Source organism: Chitinivorax sp. B (assembly GCF_005503445.1).
Taxonomy (GTDB): Bacteria; Pseudomonadota; Gammaproteobacteria; order Burkholderiales; family SCOH01; genus Chitinivorax.
Genome location: NZ_SCOH01000037.1, coordinates 1 through 20,253, shown reverse-complemented (window position 1 = coordinate 20,253; position 20,253 = coordinate 1). Strand labels below are relative to the sequence as shown.

16 protein-coding genes are annotated in these 20,253 nt (G+C 53.3%); 5 read left to right on the top strand and 11 right to left on the bottom strand.

Annotated elements, in window-relative coordinates; translation table 11 throughout:
• Position 1: 1 nt before the first annotated feature.
• From FFS57_RS19050 to FFS57_RS19030, 5 genes are all read right to left on the bottom strand, one after another.
• On the bottom strand, positions 2-979 hold the full coding sequence (locus FFS57_RS19050; protein ID WP_137939407.1) for a quinone oxidoreductase family protein: 978 nt from the start codon (positions 977-979) through the stop codon (positions 2-4).
• Positions 980-1,234: 255 nt separating this feature from the next.
• Entirely contained in the window at positions 1,235-2,845 is a 1,611-nt protein-coding gene (locus FFS57_RS19045) for a cyclic-di-GMP receptor FimW-related protein (protein ID WP_137939406.1), read from the bottom strand.
• A 29-nt stretch (positions 2,846-2,874) separates the two neighbouring features.
• The gene (locus FFS57_RS19040) at positions 2,875-3,285 is read right to left on the bottom strand and encodes an HIT family protein (protein WP_137939405.1); all 411 of its coding nucleotides are present in this window, start codon (positions 3,283-3,285) and stop codon (positions 2,875-2,877) included.
• A complete protein-coding gene (locus FFS57_RS19035; protein ID WP_137939404.1) occupies positions 3,285-3,665 on the bottom strand; it encodes a VOC family protein in 381 nt (126 codons plus the stop codon). The genes FFS57_RS19040 and FFS57_RS19035 overlap by 1 nt, the downstream gene beginning before the upstream one ends.
• A 3-nt stretch (positions 3,666-3,668) precedes the next feature.
• Complete coding sequence (locus FFS57_RS19030; protein WP_137939403.1) at positions 3,669-4,154, bottom strand: asparaginase domain-containing protein; 486 nt, start codon at positions 4,152-4,154, stop codon at positions 3,669-3,671.
• 315 nt (positions 4,155-4,469) lie between these two features.
• Between FFS57_RS19030 and FFS57_RS19025 the strand changes: the two genes are divergently transcribed.
• Positions 4,470-6,320, top strand: a complete 1,851-nt coding sequence (locus FFS57_RS19025) for a S8 family serine peptidase (protein ID WP_171014071.1) — start codon at positions 4,470-4,472, stop codon at positions 6,318-6,320.
• Here the strand turns inward: FFS57_RS19025 and rrtA are convergent.
• The 4 genes from rrtA to cyaY all read right to left on the bottom strand — a co-directional run bounded on the left by rrtA (position 6,296) and on the right by cyaY (position 11,652).
• Positions 6,296-6,886, bottom strand: coding sequence for a rhombosortase (rrtA, locus tag FFS57_RS19020; RefSeq protein WP_137939401.1), 591 nt, complete (start codon positions 6,884-6,886; stop codon positions 6,296-6,298). The genes FFS57_RS19025 and rrtA overlap by 25 nt on opposite strands.
• Positions 6,887-7,008: 122 nt before the next feature.
• Positions 7,009-10,839, bottom strand: coding sequence for a DUF3683 domain-containing protein (locus FFS57_RS19015; protein WP_137939400.1), 3,831 nt, complete (start codon positions 10,837-10,839; stop codon positions 7,009-7,011).
• 109 nt (positions 10,840-10,948) lie between these two features.
• On the bottom strand, positions 10,949-11,341 hold the full coding sequence (locus FFS57_RS19010; protein ID WP_137939399.1) for a YqaA family protein: 393 nt from the start codon (positions 11,339-11,341) through the stop codon (positions 10,949-10,951).
• The gene (gene cyaY, locus FFS57_RS19005; RefSeq protein ID WP_137939398.1) at positions 11,341-11,652 is read right to left on the bottom strand and encodes an iron donor protein CyaY; all 312 of its coding nucleotides are present in this window, start codon (positions 11,650-11,652) and stop codon (positions 11,341-11,343) included. Before cyaY ends, FFS57_RS19010 begins: the two co-directional genes overlap by 1 nt.
• Positions 11,653-11,798: 146 nt before the next feature.
• On the opposite strand from cyaY, the gene lptM reads away from it, so the two are divergent.
• Together lptM and FFS57_RS18995 are read left to right on the top strand one after the other, a co-directional pair.
• Complete coding sequence (gene lptM / locus FFS57_RS19000; protein WP_137939397.1) at positions 11,799-11,915, top strand: LPS translocon maturation chaperone LptM; 117 nt, start codon at positions 11,799-11,801, stop codon at positions 11,913-11,915.
• A 208-nt stretch (positions 11,916-12,123) separates the two neighbouring features.
• Positions 12,124-13,371: a GNAT family N-acetyltransferase gene (locus FFS57_RS18995; RefSeq protein WP_137939396.1), complete on the top strand. Its 1,248-nt coding sequence runs from the start codon at positions 12,124-12,126 to the stop codon at positions 13,369-13,371.
• A 45-nt stretch (positions 13,372-13,416) separates the two neighbouring features.
• Here FFS57_RS18995 and FFS57_RS18990 read toward each other — a convergent pair whose 3' ends face one another.
• A complete protein-coding gene (locus FFS57_RS18990) occupies positions 13,417-14,448 on the bottom strand; it encodes a CDP-6-deoxy-delta-3,4-glucoseen reductase (protein ID WP_137939395.1) in 1,032 nt (343 codons plus the stop codon).
• Between the two features lie 62 nt (positions 14,449-14,510).
• Here FFS57_RS18990 and FFS57_RS18985 point away from each other — a divergent pair, with 62 nt between their 5' ends.
• Entirely contained in the window at positions 14,511-15,374 is an 864-nt protein-coding gene (locus FFS57_RS18985) for an SDR family oxidoreductase (RefSeq protein WP_137939394.1), read from the top strand.
• A 1-nt stretch (position 15,375) separates the two neighbouring features.
• Here the strand turns inward: FFS57_RS18985 and FFS57_RS18980 are convergent, their stop codons facing one another.
• Complete coding sequence (locus FFS57_RS18980; RefSeq protein ID WP_171014070.1) at positions 15,376-18,720, bottom strand: ATP-binding protein; 3,345 nt, start codon at positions 18,718-18,720, stop codon at positions 15,376-15,378.
• Between the two features lie 338 nt (positions 18,721-19,058).
• Between FFS57_RS18980 and FFS57_RS18975 the strand changes: the two genes are divergently transcribed.
• Positions 19,059-19,853, top strand: a complete 795-nt coding sequence (locus FFS57_RS18975) for a hypothetical protein (RefSeq protein ID WP_137939392.1) — start codon at positions 19,059-19,061, stop codon at positions 19,851-19,853.
• The last annotated feature ends 400 nt before the right edge of the window (positions 19,854-20,253 follow it).

Here is a 20,253-nt window from a genome sequence, read left to right as displayed (position 1 = left end):
ATCATGGAATCAGAATAGTGGATCCGGTTGTACGTCGTGCTTCCAGGTCACGATGTGCCTGAGCTACATCTACCAGTGAGTAACGTTGGTTGATTTCCACTTTGACTGTCCCATTTGCCAGTACGGCAAACAGCTCAGCGGCCATCTCTTCCAGATCGCTACGCTTGGCGGTATAACTGAACAGCACGGGCCGGGTGAGAAACAGTGACCCTTTCTGTGCCAGTATTTGTGGCGAGAATGATTCCACCATCCCGGATGCATTCCCGAAACTGACCATCATGCCCAACGGACGTAAGCTATCGATCGAATCCAGAAACGTATCCTTGCCAATGGAATCGTAAACGACATGCACCCCGTCCCCATCCGTCAATTCACGGACCCGTGACGGGAAATGCTCACGCGTATAGACAATGGGATGATCGCAGCCATGGGCTTTGACCAATGCTGCTTTCTCGTCTGAACCTACCGTACCGATGACCGTTGCCCCCAACGCCTTGGCCCACTGGCAAGCAATCAGACCAACACCACCTGCCGCCGCATGAATCAACACCGTATCACCCGGCTGTACTTTGTAAGTACGACGTAACAGGTACTGGGCAGTCAACCCTTTCAACATTGCGGCAGCGGCGGTATCAAAACCAATTCCATCCGGTAATCTGACCAACTGACTCTCAGGTATGATGCGCACATCACAGTATGCGCCATTTGCCCCGCCCGCGTACGCAACCCGATCACCCACGTCGACCAACGTGACATTGGGCCCTATTGCCTCTACAACACCTGCGGCTTCTTTACCCAGCCCTGTCGGTAGCGTTGGAGATGGGTAGACCCCGGTACGGAAATAGACATCAATGTAATTCAGGCCAATCGCATGGTGACGTACACGCACCTCACCTGGCCCAGGATCTCCAAGTGTTTCGTCGATCCATTGCATAACTTCCGGCCCACCGGTCTGGGATAATTGAATGGCTTTGGACATGTTGGCTCGCTGATTGAGATTGGAAAGTCAGGCGGGCCAATCCCACCCAAACGCCAATCTTGGCGAGGTTTTGCAGACTTTACAAGTGATCTGCACGGCGAAGCCTGATACCGTTTGCTATCGTAGCATTCAGTATTGGCAGTCCAAACTGAGAGGGGTATTCTGTTTATCGAGTCACGGAGGCGACGGGTAAGCATCACCCCGCCCCGACCAGAGCAAGGTAATACAATACGTTTCAAATAGACCGGTGTCTGGTCAGGGCAACATTTCGAATGTGATTCGCTCGAAATCAGAGCCTCGCTCCAACATCGCCAACAGTTTCACACGGCGTGTTTTGCCATCCTGAAGCATTTCCAGAATACGGCTTTGACGGAACCAGCCGGGTGGCAGCAACAGGCTGACCTCCGAGCGCAATGCCGCCACTCCGGGTAGCAACAAAGCTTGCACATAGAGATTGGCGCCCGATGGACTAAGGCCCGTGGCACGCACTGACACCGCTTTAGGGATACCCGGCATCATGCGAATGCCAACCAGCAATCGGTTATCTGCGGTCTGGATTACCCAACGGAACGCACCCACCAACATGTCCGCCCCTTCTTCAGCGCGGATGCCGACCATTTGGTTGTGTTGAACACGTTCCCCAGTGCCCACCGTTTTCGCCAGTCCATAACCCAGCGCACTTTGGTCAAAAACATCCCAGCGCTCGGATGGGAAACCGACACCAGTCGCCACTGTACGTACCGCACTCTCAGCAGCATGACCGAATATCTGAAAAGCTTCGAGCGATTGGCCGCGGATCTCTTGTGGTTTGAGTGGCTGTTCAAAAGCTTCGCCACTGATGAAATAGTGAACAGCTGGTACCGTCAACGCCACCTCAACCGAACCCTTGATAACACGCCGCTGATAATTGCGTTCTTCGCCCCCTTTACACCATTGTTGATAACAATTGAGCAATAATGGCTCACACACATCACCAGGGAAATCTTCACCCAAACCCAGTTGGGCTGGTGTCTCGCCCATACGCAACAACTTGATGCGCTTGCTGAGGCTTTTGGCCAACTGGCTGGTATCCAGATAGCGTGCGCTACCTTTCAGTTCGGTCTCACGATACAACACCCCACCAGCACCTGTATCCACCATGATCTTGGTTGGGCTGGATGGTGGTGGTTCGAGATGTACTGTGACATAGTTCGCCCAACGATCCAGCAGTTTATCCAGCCAGACAATCTGTTTGATCGAGCTGCCAGATGGCTTGGCGACATCCAGCAGCAAGGCTTGGACATAGACAGCAGTACAACTGGACGCCGGTGCCTGGGTATTCATGGAATCCTTCACCGCCCGCAAAGCATGACCACGTTCAGCTACACGGAACATGCTATGGAAATCCTCCCAGACTTCCTGCGGGATTTCTTGATATGCCAGCGCATACTCGCGCAATGCCAGACCCAGATAACGCAGGCTGCGCTGATTGCTGAGCGCGGTATACTCGGTCACTGTCTCGTCGCCGTCCAGCGCGGCTTTCAGGCAATGCTTGTAACTATCACTCATCACCCGCCACAGCTGGACATTTGCTTGCCAGATGTCGCGCTCCCCACTGGTCATTGGCAACGCGCGACCTGCATATCGTTTGGCATTGGCATCGTTTAGGTAGGCGATGGTTTCGCGCAACAACTCCAGTGTCTTCAATCGATCCAGTGCTGGCAGCTGCACCCGGTTGAATTTCACCAAGGCATCCAATAGCTCGAAATGGGCTTGTGGCACATTGATCATTGGCAGCAACGCCAACCATTGCCGGCACGTGCGCGCATCGACAAAATCCGGTGTCATGCTGGTACTGATGGTGGGGAGATTAATGAAATCTTCCATGATGATGCCCTGGCAATCAAAACAATGGGTTAATTCAGGTAATGCAATAGTGCATCACGCAATGCCTGTTGCCAACCTGTTGGTAAGCTGCACGGTGCATGCTCCCTGACTGGCGGCGCCCAGACAGGACTGGGAAAATGGCGATCATCCGCAAACCGTGGAATGACATGCCAGTGTAGATGAGGCGTCATATTACCCAGACTGGCCAGATTGATTTTCTCTGGCGTCAACACATCTCGTACTGCCTGTTCGACCAATAGCACGATCCGCATCAAATGTTGTTGGTCAACAATCGGCAAATCCGTCATTTCCTTGACATGAGCTGACCAAATGACCCGACAAAAACCGGGATAGTCGGCATCAGCCACCCGGACTACCCGACAACGCTCATCCTGCCACAGCAGTTCACCGCCAGGTTGTTCACATAACTCACAAGCCATCAGGATTCCTTCACACGCCACGGTGGATTGATACGATTTTCACCAGCTTGAAACAAGCATAGCCGGTTACCATCCGGATCGCGCAGTCGTGCTTCCCGCCACAACCAAGTTTGGTCAACCGGACCATGATCAAATGCAATATGCTCAGCCTGCAAATGAGCCACCAATGCATCCAGTACCAAGCATTCAAAATACAGCGTGATACTGCCAGGCCGCGCTGCAGTCTCGTGCTCCAGCGATAAGGTTGCATCGCCGTCCGGGCACAACATACGCACGTAACGTGGAGCGTTATCGACAATGATTTGAAAACCCAATTTTTGGTAAAACTGCAACAAGACCGGTACATTTTCCGTACCAATCGTGACCTGGTTCAGCAACATGGCTTACTCCGTTGCCTCGAAACGCCCCAGCTCAAGATTCTTGCGTACTTTGCCCGCCTCAAAAATACGACCATTCATAGTGATATAGACACCCACTGGCAATGCTTGTGCCGCAGCGACCGCACATCCAATGTTGAAGATGGAGTCGGTTTCACGAAAACGAGCAGGTGACATAGCCCCAGTCAAGACGATCGTCTTACCGGGGATCGCTTTCAATTTGGCTGCGGTCACCGGCATGGTATCGGTACCGTGCGTGATCACAATGTAGCGCTCAGGCGCGGCAACCACCGTATCGTAAATCAGTTGGCGGTCGTCATCGGTCAGCTCAAGGCTGTCTTTCCTCAAGATGGATTGCACGGTGTGCGGCACGGTCACCAGGCCTTCAGCCAGAATCGCGCTGACCATCGGGTCGCCGATTTCATAGCTGCTCTTGGCATCGAAGTAGATTTTGTCGATAGTGCCGCCAGTGGTGATGATGCGTAATGACATACCTGATCCTTGTTGATTTAGTTATGTTTCCAGTACGATGTACTGCACCAGAAAATATTACATTCGAATATTTTACCCGAGATCACGTCCAGCTGCGGGCGTTTTCCCGCCTTCAACGAATATGACTTTGTCGTTCCGACAATACGCAAACAGACATGCTATCGTTAAAATACATGTCCCTGCGCCGCCGCAGATACAAAGCGGCTAGAAAAACCCATCTGCTATGGTCACACTACGACGACCACGATGCGATTTTTACTGGCCGTTCTGGAATGGCGCCGCTGCCCTTTGACCTTAGTACGGAAACCCGATTCCATGAAATCAGCGTTTACCTTTTTAGCCGGGCTCTGTTGCCTTCTACCGGTGAACACACCGCTTTACGCCGCTGATAACGCCTCCTCTTCAGAAGGCCGCGTGATTGTCAAATTCAAATCGACATCGACCCTGTTGAAAATGGCACAGTCCGCCACTGACAAACAAACCAAATTCGCCCAGATCGCCGGTACCAACCAGATCGCAACAGTTGACTTGGCACCACAGCTACAGGTGATACGCGCAGCCGGTGTTTCATCAGCCACGCTGGCCGCGCGCTTTGCGGCACAAGGCGATGTGGAATATGCAGTCCCCAGCGAACGCAAGTACCCCAAAGCGATACCAAGCGATACGTTCTTTAACTCACAATGGTACCTGCAATCCACTGAGCTGGCTGCAATCAATGCAACGGGAGCCTGGGACATCACGACCGGCAACGCCAACATCGTGGTTGCAGTGCTTGATACGGGTATCCGTTTTGAGCACCCTGATCTGTCCGCACGATTGTTGCCGGGCTATGACTTCATTTCGACAGCGCTGGTTGCGAACGATGGGGATGGCCGGGACAGCGATGCATCGGACCCAGGGGACAACATAACGTTGGCAGACCTGGCCAATCCATTCTTTCAATCTTGTCCCATCAAGAAGGAAACCCCTAGTTCATGGCATGGCACAAAAGTGGCTGGCATTGTCGGTGCCAGCACCAACAACGCAATGGGGGTTGCAGGTGTCAATTGGGGTGCCCGCCTATTACCTGTACGGGTATTGGGTAAATGCGGCGGCTACGATGATGACATTATCGCGGGCATGCTGTGGGCAGGGGGTATTTCCGTCGCCGGTGTACCAACCAACCCAAATCCGGCCAAGGTGCTCAATCTCAGCCTAGGTGGCCAGGACAGTTGTAGTGCTGCCTATCAGGATGCCGTCAAGCAACTGAGTGCCAGAGGCGTATTGGTCGTATCAGTTTCAGGTAACGAATCAGGACCAGTCGATTCACCTGGTAATTGTCCAGGTGTACTGGCGGTTGGTGGCCTGCGCCATAACGGTGCCAAAGTGGGATTTGGTAGTATCGGCCCCGAAGTGGGCATCTCTGCGCCAGGCGGCAACTGTGTGAACACCACTGGCGGGCCTTGCTTGTACCCGATCAGCAGTACTTCGAACGATGGCACTGAAGGCCCCAAGAACAGCAGTTACACCTTCAACCAGAATGAAGCATCAGTTGGTACCAGCTTTGCTGCACCACAAGTTGCAGGTGTTGCCGCGTTGATGTTGGGTGCCCACCCAGGACTGGGTACGGATGACATCATTCAACGTATCAAGTCAGCTGCACGTGCCTTTCCACAAGATCCAGTGCTTCCCAGTTGCCCCACAGTTGTCTCGTCTGGTCAGCCCAATGCTGGACAATGCAACTGCACCACCACAACTTGTGGTGCGGGCATGCTGGATGCAAAAGGATCAGTCACGGCTGCTCTGGCTCCACAAGTGCGCGTTGTCAGCCCAACAACGGGCACAGCCGGTGAGACCATCACCTTGGAATCCACGGGTAGTTCGGTCGCTAGCGGACGAAATGTAGCCTCATACAAATGGCTATTGGTCAATGGCGGCGGTGTTGTGACGGCACTGACCAGTGACGACAACCAGACGACCTCCTTTAGAGCTACAGGGCCAGGCACTGTAACCGTATCACTGCAGATTACAGATAGTGCTGGGGAGCAACGCACCACCACCACCCAAGTCACCATCACCTCGCCATCATCCGGCAGTAGCGGTGGAGGAGGCTCAATGGACTGGTTAGCACTGATCGGTTTAGCGGGACTGGCAGCCGGTACTTATCGACCACGACGCCAGGAATAGACCAACAGGCCCAACCCAATACCAGCCGCATATCCACACAAATGTGCTGCTGGTATGGGTACGATATGCAACCAGCCGACTGTCGTGGCTGGCTGGTGCATATCCCACCCTACCTTTACCAACCCTCCGACCAGTAATAGCAACCCCACCCCACGTTGCCCAAGCTGGGTTGGACAGATCACGTACTCCAGCGCCAGCCAGGCAAACACACCGTACAAGGCACCAGATAACCCTACGTACCACTCAACACCAGGAAATCCCCAACCCAAACCTAGCAATACCGACAGCGCTATCGCAATCAACATCAGCGGAAAAGCCCAGTTTATCCCGCGTGCCGCAGCCACCCACCCACACACCAATAAACCAGCGAGATTGGCCAGTAGATGCCAGGTGTTCAGATGCACCAAGCTGGCTGTCAACCATCGCCACCAATCATTCCGCCAGCCAATGGCCGGGTAAAAGGCAAAAAAGTCGATACGTGTCGTAGGCAAACTGAAACCCAGTGCCAAGCCTGCAATCGTCACGACAGTTACCCAAACAGGCAGGGAGCGGATCACACTTGGCATGTGCAGAGAAGTTGCCGTTCAAAGTGATAGAATGTTGCAGAAACACATACAGCAAAGCCAGTATGGATCATATCGAAACCTGATCCATACTGGCTTTGAATGCTATATGACATCGTGTCTGCTTACAGCAATACCCGCTCGATTCCGCCGTGACGGGCCTTTTCAATGTAATTTGGCATCCAGTCCTCACCCAGAATGGCCTTTGCCATTTCCACCACAATGTAATCGGCATCAGCGCCGATATCGTCGTGATAACGGCTCAACCCCTGTAAACAGGCCGGACAGGATGTCAGCACCTTTACTTGAGCTTCCGGTGTTTCGTTGCGAATACGCTGTGCACCCTTTTCCAATTCTTCCTGTTTACGGAAACGAACCTGGGTCGAAATATCTGGTCGAGTCGCTGCCAAAGTACCTGATTCGCCACAGCAGCGTTCCGTCAACGCCACCTTGTCACCCATCAACTCATTGACCACTTTCAGCGGTTGATACGTCTTCATTGGCGAATGGCAAGGATCGTGATACATATACTTCATCCCTTTCACCCCTTCCAGCTTCACACCCTTTTCCAGCAGATATTCGTGAATATCCAGCAGGCGACAGCCCGGGAAGATCTGCTCGAACTGATACTTGGCGAGCTGATCCATACAGGTACCACATGATACGATAACGGTCTTGATATCCAAGTAATTCAACGTATTGGCAACACGGTGAAACAGTACCCGGTTCTCAGTCGTGATGGCTTGACCCTTGTCTTCGTTACCACCTGCCGTCTGTGGATAGCCACAGCAAAGGTAGCCTGGGGGCAAGACGGTCGTCGTACCAATATGGTAAAGCATGGCCTGTGTAGCCAACCCGACCTGACTGAACAGACGCTCCGAGCCACAACCTGGGAAATAGAACACTGCATCCTGGTCATCGCTGGCTTTTTGCGGATCCCGAATCACTGGCACGATGCTGGCATCTTCAATATCCAGCAGAGCACGGGAAGTCTTTTTGGGCAGCTTCCCCGGCATCGGCTTGTTGATAAAATGGATCACCTGAGCCTTCACCTCCGACTTACCTACAGTGGAAGGTGGCGCAGCCAGCTGTGGCTTGGCCAAATGACCCAGTAGCTTGTAACCAGCACGCTGCGCTTTGAAACCCCATTCAATCATGCCCTTGCGAATGAACTTGATGGTCGCCGGGTCTTTGGCATTCAGGAATGCCATGGCTGCTGCCGCACCTGGGTTGAATTTCTTGTTGCCGGTTCGACGCAAGAAGTTGCGCATGGCGACCGACACGTCGCCAAAATCGATTTTCACCGGACAGGGATTGACGCACTTGTGACATACCGTACAGTGGTCCGCGACATCCGACAGTTCGTCAAAATGCTTCAGCGATACACCACGCCGGGTCTGCTCTTCATACAGGAAGGCTTCGGTCAGCAAACCGACACCCAGAATCTTGTTACGTGGGCTATATAACAGATTGGCTCGTGGAATGTGGGTGTTACACACCGGTTTGCATTTGCCACAGCGTAGACAATCCTTCACTGAATCAGCGATCTTGCCGATGTCGGACTGTGCCAGAATCAGCGACTCCACCCCCAGCAGCTCGAACGACGGAGTATAGGCATTACGTAAATCGGCACCTGGCAATAGCTTGCCTTTATTGAAACGACCTTCCGGATCGATACGCCGTTTGTATTCGACAAACGGGCGCAATTCGTCTTCCGTCAGGAATTCCAGCTTGGTGATGCCAATGCCATGCTCACCCGAAATCACGCCGTTCAAACTACGTGCCAGTACCATGATGCGCGCCACGGCATGATGCGCCGTCTGCAGCATCTCATAGTCATCCGAGTTAACCGGTAAGTTGGTATGCACATTGCCATCACCAGCATGCATATGGAGTGCCACAAACACCCGGCCACGCAGTACCTTGCCATGAATTTTGTGCAGCTTGTTACGAATGGTCTCATCCGTCTTGCCAGAGAATATCGCCTCCAGGTCGGCCAGCAGTTCACGTTTCCAGGATACGCGCAAGATCATGTCGCGCATGGCGTGGAATACGCTCTGCGGCATTTCGTCACCGGATAGTTCGCGCTCCAATGTGGCATTGGGATAGCCGGTGGTATACATCTCAAACGCAGAATCGAGATTTTCGGCAATCCATTGCCACCGCTCGCGAACACTGGCAATTAGCCTCAACGCGGCATCACGACGATCACCAATCAATTCGTCATGTCCTACTACCCCCGCGTCACCATCATCAACAGGCAAATCACCGCTGAAGAAAGCCGAGAGCTGGTCCAGCAACTTCAACTTGTTCGCAGTCGACAATTCGATGTTGATCCGCTCGATACCGTCCGAATAGTCACCTAACCGATCAAGTGGGATCACCACATCTTCATTGATTTTGAACGCATTGGTGTGCTTGGCAATTGCCGCTGTACGAGCACGATCAAGCCAGAACTTCTTACGTGCTTCGGGACTGACCGCAATAAATCCTTCACCCGCACGGGCATTGGCCAGTTTGACCACTTGCGAAGCAGCTTCGCCCACAGCACCTTCGTCATCAGAAACGATGTCGGCAATCAGCACCATTTTTGGCCGACCACGAGATTTGGCCTTGGTGGCATAACCCACCGCACGGACATAGCGCCAGTCCAGATGCTCCAGCCCCGCTAATTGAACCTGCGGGTGGGCATCTAGGTAATGCTTGATTTCGACGATTGCTGGTGTAGCACGCGACACCTCGCCGAAGAACTCCAGACAGACTGTACGCGTATGTGCCGGCATCTTGTGCAGCACGAAGCGCGCCGACGTAATAATGCCGTCGGTCCCTTCCTTCTGCACCCCGGGCAAACCCGCCAAGAACTTATCAGTTACATCTTTCCCGAGGCCAACCTTGCGGAACTGGCGACCGGGAATCTCAAGCATTTCCTCGCTCAGCTTGGTCTTGCCATCTTCTTTAAAGCGAGTGACGCGGAAACGTGCCAATTCCACATCGTGAATCTTGCCGAAGTTGTGTGCCAAGCGCTCGACAAACACCCAGTTTCCACTCGGATCAACCATACGCCAAGAGGCTAGGTTATCCAGCGCAGTTCCCCACAACACGGCCTTTTTGCCGCCCGCATTCATGGCAACGTTCCCGCCAATACAGGATGCTTCTGCCGAAGTAGGATCGACTGCAAACACCAGCCCATTGGCAGATGCAGCTTCGCTAACCCTGGCAGTGACGACACCCGCACCACATTGAATGGTGGCGCGTTTGCCTTCCAGGCCAGGCAGCTCGATATATTCGGCACCATTGTGGTGGTCGAGTTTTTCTGTGTTGATCACTGCCGAGAAGGGGGTCAGCGGCACTGCGCCACCCGTGTATCCCGTACCGCCACCACGTGGGATGATGGTCAGCCCCAGTTCGATACAGGCTTTCACCAGCGATGCAATTTCATCTTCGGTATCTGGGCTCAGCACCACGAATGGATATTCGACACGCCAGTCCGTGGCATCCGTTACATGTGACACCCGCGCCAAGCCATCGAAAAGGATATTGTCGCGGCGAGTAATGTGATCCATGCGCTTGAGAATGCTGGCCCGCAGGGTTTTGATCTCCGCGAACCACATATGGAAACGGCCGACAGCTTCATCTGCCGCCTTCAACAATGCACCAACCTGCGGATTACCCTGCCGCCGTTTTTCGATCTCGCCGATGCGATGGCGCATGGCTTCAACCAATGCAACCAGTCGCCTGGGATTTTCCAGCAAATCGTCCTGCAGGTAAGGGTTACGCTGCACCACCCAGATATCGCCCAACACTTCGAACAACATGCGGGCAGATCGGCCGGTCTTGCGTTCGGCACGCAGGTGGTCCAGTTGCTGCCATGCTGATTCACCCAACAGGCGAATGACAATTTCTCGGTCGGAAAAAGAGGTGTAGTTATACGGAATTTCGCGCAGTCTAGCGTTCATGTGTGGGTCTGACGATTGCTGCAAAGCACAAGGAAAGGGGTTAATTTTACCGGAATCGATCGTTTTCTTTGAAAAAAATTTCAGAAAAACAATACGGTTGACAGGGATTTCACATTATCGCATATGCAATCGCAACATATCGTACAGCCTTACCAATCAGCAACATCATGGCCACTGGAAACGCCTTTAGTCGCAGCCAGCCGGCACCTATACACAGGGCATCTCCTACGACTGGCACCCAGGACAATAACAAAGCAGTAGCACCATAGCGACGCAGCCATGACAGCGATTTACCCTCTGCAGGCGGCGGGGCAAATCGACCCAACCAATAGGAACTCAGCCCGCCTAACGTATTGCCGGCAGTGGCCACAGTAACTGCCAACACCACTTGCTGCGGTACGAATTTCAAATATGCCAGCAATGCCAGCTCCGAATTGCCAGGCAACACCGTCGCCGACAGGAAGGCTGAGGCAAACAATCCCAGCAGTGCCCAGTCAAACATCAAAATTGAAACGACTCGCCGGCATATTGACTGATCAAATGCCCAAGGCTCGCGAAAAACTCACTGCCATCACGCGTATTGCGCCATGTATCATCACGCCAGGCATAATGAAAACCACCACTTTTGGCAGCAATCCACAGTTCGCGGTTGGGCGTGTGACGATTAATGATGATCTTGGTGCCGTCATCAAACTCAAGCTCCATTACTGACTCATTCAGATTGCACTCAATATCGAGCCCACTGCGATCGATGGCTGCTTCAATACGATCGAAAACGGCTTCAGCCGCATCAAGAAAATCGGATTCATTCATGGTATTCAGTCCACATAGCACAGGAAAGGATCAACAGATTGACTGACACGGGGTTCAACATTGCAATCGCGACCAGTTGGTTCGGCCCGGTCATCATGGTGGGAAATTCTGCTAAGATTTCGATTCTGCCATAAACACCCATTATCATGCGCCTGATTTGCACCCTGACTTTGTTGGCTCTTCTGTCTGCCTGTGGTTTCAAAGGGCCACTTTACTTGCCCAAGCCAGAACCGGCCAAAAATCAGCCGTCCGAAAAGCAATAAGCACCCAAGTTGCGAATAATGATCAGGGTGCCTTGTGACACGATTTGCACTTGCCCGCCGTTGTAACCAAGCCGGTTTACACCGGCTTTTTTGTTGTCCAGACCCGACATCGTCGATACATTCCACGATTACCTTGGTGACGCGCGATTCAACGCCGACTTACCACCAACATATATTAGCCGCGTTTACCCGAACCGAGAGGCAGTCCATGCGAAGACTCACCAGCAAGCTCACCCGACGAATTGCCGAACATCGCCGCCTGCGCAAGCCTACGACATTTCACATTGCCCTCGCGGATCGAATCGCCCAACTGAACCAGGCAGCTTGGGCGGCCATTACCACGGACGACAGCTATTTCTTTTCGACTGAGTACCTGACGTTGCTGGAACAGGTGGGCCCGGACAATCTGGAGCCCAAGTACGCGCTGATTTACGACGATGAAGGCCCGGTGGCGGCGGTATGCATGCAGATTGTCAAAATCAGTTTGGCACAATTGCGGGAAGCCGGTGACGACACTATCGTGCCCGGTTTCAGTGCCTTGCTGAAAGGCAAGCGCAAGTTGGAACAGTCAGTCACTCAGCGGGTTCTGGTCTGCGGCAATTTGCTGACGTATGGCATGCACGCAGCAGCATTTGCAGAAGACGTGGACCCTACGGATATCTGGCCAGCCATTGCCGAAGCACTCTACCGTGTACGGCGTGCGGAAAAAATCGCCGGACAAACCAATATCGTGTTGGTGAAAGACATGCCGAACGAAGCGTATTTGCAAAGTAAGGCCTTGGGCAAGCTAAGTTATGGTGCCATTGAGACCGAGCCAAACATGTTGCTGACGCTAGACCCAGCCTGGAAGAGCCACGCCGACTACCTGGGCAGCATGGTGTCCAAATACCGTAGTGCAGTGAAGAACCAGGTGCTGGAACCCATCGACAAATCGGGCTGCACGGTCGAAACCCTGACAGATGTCGCCAACCATGCCAACCGAATCCAGGCACTCTATCTACAAGTGCACGGCAATGCCAGCCTTCGTCCATTCACATTGCGCCCAGAATACTGGCCTTCACTGGCGGCCACTGGGACAGAGCGGGTGATTTTCACCGTGATCAAGCGCGACGGGAAATTACTGGGCTTCATCGCCACACTAAAAGACGGCGAAATGGCCTATGCCTACCATATTGGCTTTGACCGAGATGCAGCAGCCGAGGGTTTACCAATCTATTTACGGCTACTGCACGCTGCCATCGCCCAATCCATTGCCTTTGGCTGCAAACAAATCTCGTTCGGCCGTACTGCTCTGGAACCCAAAGCCCGATTAGGCTGCCAACCTGAACCAATTCGGATGTGGCTGCGACATCGCCAACCATTGCTCAATCAGTTCGTCAAACCCATGCTGAAACTGATTCAGCATGAAGAAGCGCCAGAAAGCAATCCGTTCAAGAGGTCCGCCACAGCCAAATAGAAAAAGGCCGGTTGCCCGGCCGTTACATCCATCAGCCCCAGTACATCATGCACCGGTTGGTTTCAGATCCTTTGACAGGAAGAAGGCATCGGAATAGAACTCATCCTCCGGCAAGCCTTTCTCAGTAAAGCCCCGGTGTGCAGCCTCCACCATCACTGGGGCACCGCAGGCGTAGACCTGATAATTACTGAAATCAGTGACATCATCCAGCACCGCTGCATGCACAAAACCAATACGCCCATGCCAGTTGTCTGCCGGTACTGGGTCAGACAGAACCGGCACAAACTTGAAGTGAGGATAATCGCGTGCCCATTGTTCCGGCAGGTCATACATGTAAATGTCGGACTTGTTGTAAGCCCCCCAGTAAAGTGTCATAGGCCGCTGGATATTGTGCCTGATGGCGTGCTCGACAATGCCCTTCACTGGTGCAAAACCTGTACCGCTGGCTACAAAAATGATCGGCTTATCAGAATCCTCACGCAGGAAGAAGCTTCCCAGCGGGCCCTGGAAACGCATGATCTCCTTGGGCTTCATCGTGTTCCACACATACTCGGAAAAGGTACCACCCGGCATGTGGCGAATATGTAACTGGATAAAGGCATCGTCATGGGGCGCATTGGCCATACTGAAGCTGCGACGCTTGCCATCCTTCATGATGATGTCGATGTACTGACCTGCCATGAACTGCAAACGTTCGTTGGCTGGCAACTTCAATGACAATACCGCAACGTTGTGCGAGATTTTCTCGATCTTTTCCACACGGCACGGCAGCGTTTTGATCTGGATATCCTTGGCGGCACCAATCTCTTTGGATTCGATCACCACGTCGCCTTGCGGCTTGGCGCAGCAGAACAGGGCAATACCTTTGACACGCTCATCGTTGCTCAAAGTTGCTTCGGCATAGGCAGAATGAGTCACCGTACCTTCCAACACCTTGCCTTTGCAGGCACCACATGCGCCGTTACGGCAGCCATAGGGCAACATGATGCTTTCGCGCAACGCAGCCTCCAGGATGGTTTCACCCTCGTTGACGATAAACTCATGCCCGCTAGGCTTGACGGTCACCTTACATGACATCTTGATTCATTCCTTCAACTCCGGACGAGCGCTTCGCCCGGTTTTCGTTATAGACTTGCGCTATGCAACGAGTGCTCTTCATTGGCTGCGGCGACATTGCGCTGCGCATAGCCCGCTTATTGAGCGGGCGGTTTCGTCTTTATGGCTTGATCCGACAGGCCGAAAAGGCCAGTTGGTTACGCCAGAATGGCATCACGCCTTTACTTGGCGATCTGGATCAGCCGGCTACATTAGGCCGGATTACCGGACTGGCGGATATCGTATTCCACTTCGCCCCACCACCAGCATCTGGCCGGCAAGACCCACGCACCCGACACCTGCTTAACGCGTTGACAAAACGTGGAATCTTACCACAGCGACTGATCTACATCAGCACCAGCGGCGTCTATGGCGATTGCGGTGGTGCTTGGGCAAATGAGACACGTAGGCCCAATCCTGCAACAGATCGAGCCTGGCGACGCTTAGATGCTGAACAGCAGTTACGCAGCTGGGGTAAGCGCACCGGTGCCATCGTCAGTCTGTTACGCGTACCGGGCATTTATGCCGCCAGTCGTCTGCCAATTGAGCGTATCCGCGCTGGTTCGCCTACGTTGTCACCTTCAGAAGACGGCTACAGCAATCATATCCACGCTCACGACCTGGCCCGAGCAGCCATCGCCACATTGTGTCGGGGAACCAGTCTGCGAATCTATAACGTAGTAGACGATGATCAGATGAAAATGGGGGACTATTTTGATCGCATAGCTGATACCAAAGGCCTGCCCCGCCCACCACGGATCAGCCGCAGCGAAGCAGCCATCAGATTGGCCCCGGCCATGCTGTCGTTCATGGACGAATCCCGTCGGCTATCCTCTATTCGCTTGAAACGAGAATTGAAACTGATTTTACAGTACCCCGCCCTCGAAACCGGGCTGCTGGCCGACTGAATCACATGATTGATGGCTGTCTAAAACGCGCCAGATGCAAAAACAACTTGTTATCAGGATTGCGGTTGAAAAAGGAATCCCGGTACTCCAGTGGCACATCACACGCCGCAACGCGGGCCAGCCAACGTGAGGCATATTCCAGTGCAGTGTCAGCGGCGGCCTGATATGCCTGGGATTGCAGTACCTCATACACCTCGCGCCATACTGTCATCGGGTAGATATCACCCGGCACATAGTTCAGTAACAGCGCAACTGCAGACAGCGCATGCATGGTCGCCTCCTCACGCCGCCCCAGTTTCAGTGCCTCACGTGCCATGGCAGCTAGGCTAGCTGCCTGCAATCCCCACAGATCGTGGCCATGTGCCATCTTCCAGGCTTGGCGCGCTTCCTGATAGGCGGCTGGGCGATTTGGAATCTCTGCCAGCGCCAATAATGCCATGATGCGCAGGTTACGTTTTCCCGACTCTGGCAGAATATCCAATGCCTGCTGCAATAAGTCTGCGCGCGGCACCTGCTGTGTTGCCAGACTCAAACGGGCTTGCAAAATCCACCCTTGGGCTTCAACGCAAGGGCTCTTGCCATGGATACGCAGACTTTCCTCCATCAACGGCTTGGCTTTGGCTGGTTGACCCAACTGCCAATACAACTGTGCCAGCGCATAGCAATCCAGTGCTTGGCGGTCGCTTCCTACTTCTATCTGACGGGCGCGTGCCAATTCAAGAATGGCCAATGCCTGCTGAAAATGCCCAGCCTGCCGCAAGATATCGGCATAGCACGAGTACCGTCCCTGCCAGATATTCGGGGCTGGCATGTGGGTTGAATGAAGCGTATCAGCATAGCGGAAATGCTGTAATGCCTTGGCAACATCCCCCATCGTGAATTCCGCATGGCCAGCCACCAGCGACAGCTGGAATCGGTTACCCTGATGGGATTGCTCGGACTCCATCCGCATCGCATGTTGCACATAGAGCAAGCATTCCGTGCAGCGATCCGCATCGAGCAATGCGATGGCATAGTGCAATGCGCTGTCTATATTCAGCGCATGATCGGAGATACGCAACATGCCTTGTACCTTGTCGACTTCCTGCAGCGCCAAGTCATAGCATTCCTGATGTTGTAATACCTTGGTCAATGCTTTGGTTGCATCAAAGATCAAGCCATGGTGATCAAGCCGATACGCTGTTTCAAGTGCTTCATCTGCCAGTTCTCTTGCCGTATCCGCATCACCTTCAAGTAGGGCCAGTTCGGATTGCGCAATGGTCAACCAGGCATACTGCACCTCACCCTCAGCCAAAACAGCCATTGCCTCAACCTGCCCCACCAGCAAGTACAGCGGCCGGGCCAAACGATAACGGCAAAACAAGCGGTAGCGAATATCGAAAACCTGATTGGTACCATCATCTGCCTCCAACAATGGCAGCGCCAACTCCAGCCAAGTGATTTCTTCAAGGCATTTCCCGGCCCTGCACGCCGTGTCAGCTTCCTGCAGCATCAACGGCAACGCTTTTTCCGGCTTGCCAGCCTGTTGCCAGTGGCGTACCAGCAAATGCACGGGTGGTGGTTCTTGGTGTTCCAGAAAACTGGCAACTTCAAAGTGTAAAAGCTGAAGCAAACCGCCTGGTATCTCTGCCAACGTGGCTTCGGCCAGGGTGTCATGCACCAGTGCCTGGTTTTCCAGTATTTGCGCCTGCTCCAACTCAGCCCAAGGAGAAATCAGATCCATCAGACTGACGCCCAACACAGCCTGGGCCAATTCGGTACAAAAGCATTCACCGGCCACTGCTGCACAACGCGCCAAGGCAAGTGCCTGTGAACTGAGGCTACCCAATCGCAACTTGAAAATGGCTTTGACATTGTCCGGAATCGGCAACTGCATCGGCAGCTCGCCACTACCACCCCATTGCTGCAGGATTGCTTTAATGATCTCCAGCAGCATCATCGGATTGCCACCAGCCCGGTGATGCAACTGACTGGTCAATGGATGCAGATCCAGCGTCGGCAGAACCAGCGATTCGATCAAACTACTGGTTTGATCCAAGCTCAAGGGGAGCAGCGATAAGGTTGCACCCCACTCCGTTTGTAGAAAGTCAGCCTGCAGTCGCTGCAAGTGCGGGGTCATGCCCTCCTCGCGAAAAGTCATCACCCATGGCAATCCTTGCGCGATGGTGGCAGGAATAACGGCAGAAACCGTCTCCAAACTAGCCTGATCGGCATAGTGCAGATCATCGATCATTACCCCACTGATCGGACGTGAAGGCATTTGCCGAACCACGAACTCGACTGCATTGATCAAACAAGCGCGATCGTCCTCCTGCATGGGCAGGGCAGACGAAGCCAACTCGGGTAATAACCGCGACAGCTCTGTACGAACACCCGTTGGCAGCTCGTCACCCAATAACGGCAACATGACCCGCATCATCCGCGACAAAAACAGATAAGGGATGGCAACATCACCAGGACGACCTTCGATACGCAGTACCTTGCCAGTTTGCTGCTCACAAAATTCACCTGCCAGCCGGGTTTTACCTACTCCCGCCTTGCCCGATATCAAACTCACTCGCTTGGATTGCCATTGTTCGGTCAACCATTGCCATGCTACTTGGCGTCCCACCAACTGTGGTGGTCGCAATACGGTCATGGGCAAAGGAGAAGCGGTTGCAGCAGCCAGTACTTTTTCCTGCAATTGCTTGCGCAGGAATTCCGTTTCTTCAGAAGGCGCCACCCCTAATTCCTTGGCCAATACCAGTTGGCAATGGCGATAAGCATCCAGCGCCGCAGCACGGTCCCCTTTCAGGTAATGACACTTGATCAGACAACGATAGGCATCCTCATCAACCGCATCCAGCGCCAACAATTGGTAAGCAGCCGCAATGGCTTCTTCCAATGCCATGGCAGCTTCTGCCTGCTGCATTTGGCGCTTAATGCCCAGCTGGGCCTGCATACCCAGCTGCACACGAATGCGATCCAGCCAAGCCTGAAATTCAGGCAGGTCTTCATACTGAAATGCGCTTAACAGACCATGTTGATCGGTTTCAGTTGTCTGAATGGCGGTATTGGATTGAATCTGGGCATGCAGCGACAGGATCTGGTCGCCATCGATCAATGGCAACCCCACCAGACGGCGAAGACGCAGCAAACGCTGCCGCAAATTGCGCCGGGCTTTTTCCGCATCAGTGTCCGGCCAGAACAGACTGGCAAGTTTTGCGCGGCTGGCGGTCTGCTCAAAAGCAAGGTACGCGACCATGCCAGCATCTTTGCGTTCCAGCCGTATTTCAGTTTGATGGGTGAAAAGACACGGCACGCCATAGAGATTCAACGTGAAAATCACGTCCTGATCGAATTGCATGTTGTCCGCACCTGTACCCTGATCCGTCATTTTGCCCTGCACTGCATTCTAATGTCATGCAGAAGCACGTTGTCATTTGTTTTGCGGGGACCATATTACCAAAGGCCGAAATAATGGTGATGCATTTTATTACAGCAGTTACACATTCTTGCTTGTTGACACTGGCTTGAAACGGACAGCTGACCGCATAAGAACTTAAATGGCATCGTTTTCAGATATTTTCCGTTACATGCAGTAACGCTTCAGTAACGCCCCATTTAATAGACTGCCTCACTGAACAAGGCCTATCAAAAACAGGCCAACAAGAAAAGTAAACTGCAGCACAGAGGAGTGAGCATATGTTTGGGCTCTTACGAGATCGTCTGACACTCTCCATTCTTTCCGGCAAACTGGAAATGACGCGAGTCAGCGCCATCAGACGGCGTTGCCTGCAACACAATCGCTTGCCACTTTGCACCGTCAACGGTGCTCCCCAGTTCGATGAGCTGGTGGGGTGGCATGACCGCTTCGGTGCGGGAACTGAATCACTGGATGTGCTGGTGTCTGCATCCTGGGTTAAGTACGCGGTCTTGCCCTGGCAAGGGCGCATTTTGTCTGACCAAGAAGCCCGTGCCTATGCCCATGCCATGTTGTCATTGCGCCATGGGGAAGCGGCCAATAGCTGGTCCCTGACCATGTCACCCGCTCAACATGGCCGCAATCGCGTGGTCAGTGCAGTGGACAACCGCTTGATGCGTGCCATCGAACGCTATGGTGAAGATTGCAACATCCCCAATATCAATCTGACACCCATGGCAGTTGCCATTTTCAACAAATTGCAGGCCAAGATTGCCAATGATGCGCTGTTTGTCGCGCTGGAGCCAGACAGCCTGTCACTGGTTGTCCTGCAAAAAGGGGAATGGGCTCATGTCCACACCCGCCCCTTGCCAGGCAATTGGGCCAGTGTACTGCCTAAATGGATCAATGATTTTTTGGCAGCCAAGGGGTTGCGCCACCTACCTGTTTTTGTTGCGGCGCCCACTCACACCCGCCCCGACTTTGACAACTTCCCGGCCACTTGGCTTCGCCTGCCACCACAAACAGGCTTTGATCCACGCAAAGATCAGGATTTAGCGCTGAGTTTAGGTTTTTAGGTTGGTCAATCCATCCGATCCGTTGCCCGCAACTTAATCACAGTTGCGGGCTTTTTTTACCAAGCTCTGGCACCAAGCCATCCCAGTACTGGTCAAGCATAGCCACATATCATGCAAAGCCGCGCGACCATTTCAATCTCGACCGATTCTGTAGTGGTCTAATGATCCCGGACACCAACTTAGGTGGCGGATTACAGGTAGGGGTTGAGTTAGAACGACGGGGAGCGGACTAGGGGATTCGATGATATTACATGCGCATTTGACATGATATAATTGATTAGATTGACTATTCTTTCATGCCGATCACGTCGGCAATATCTGACCTGTCCCCGCGCTCATCAAAAAAAGCCAGCAAACCCGCTGGGATCCGCCAGGCAAGTTGGCGAGGCGGATAGGGTAG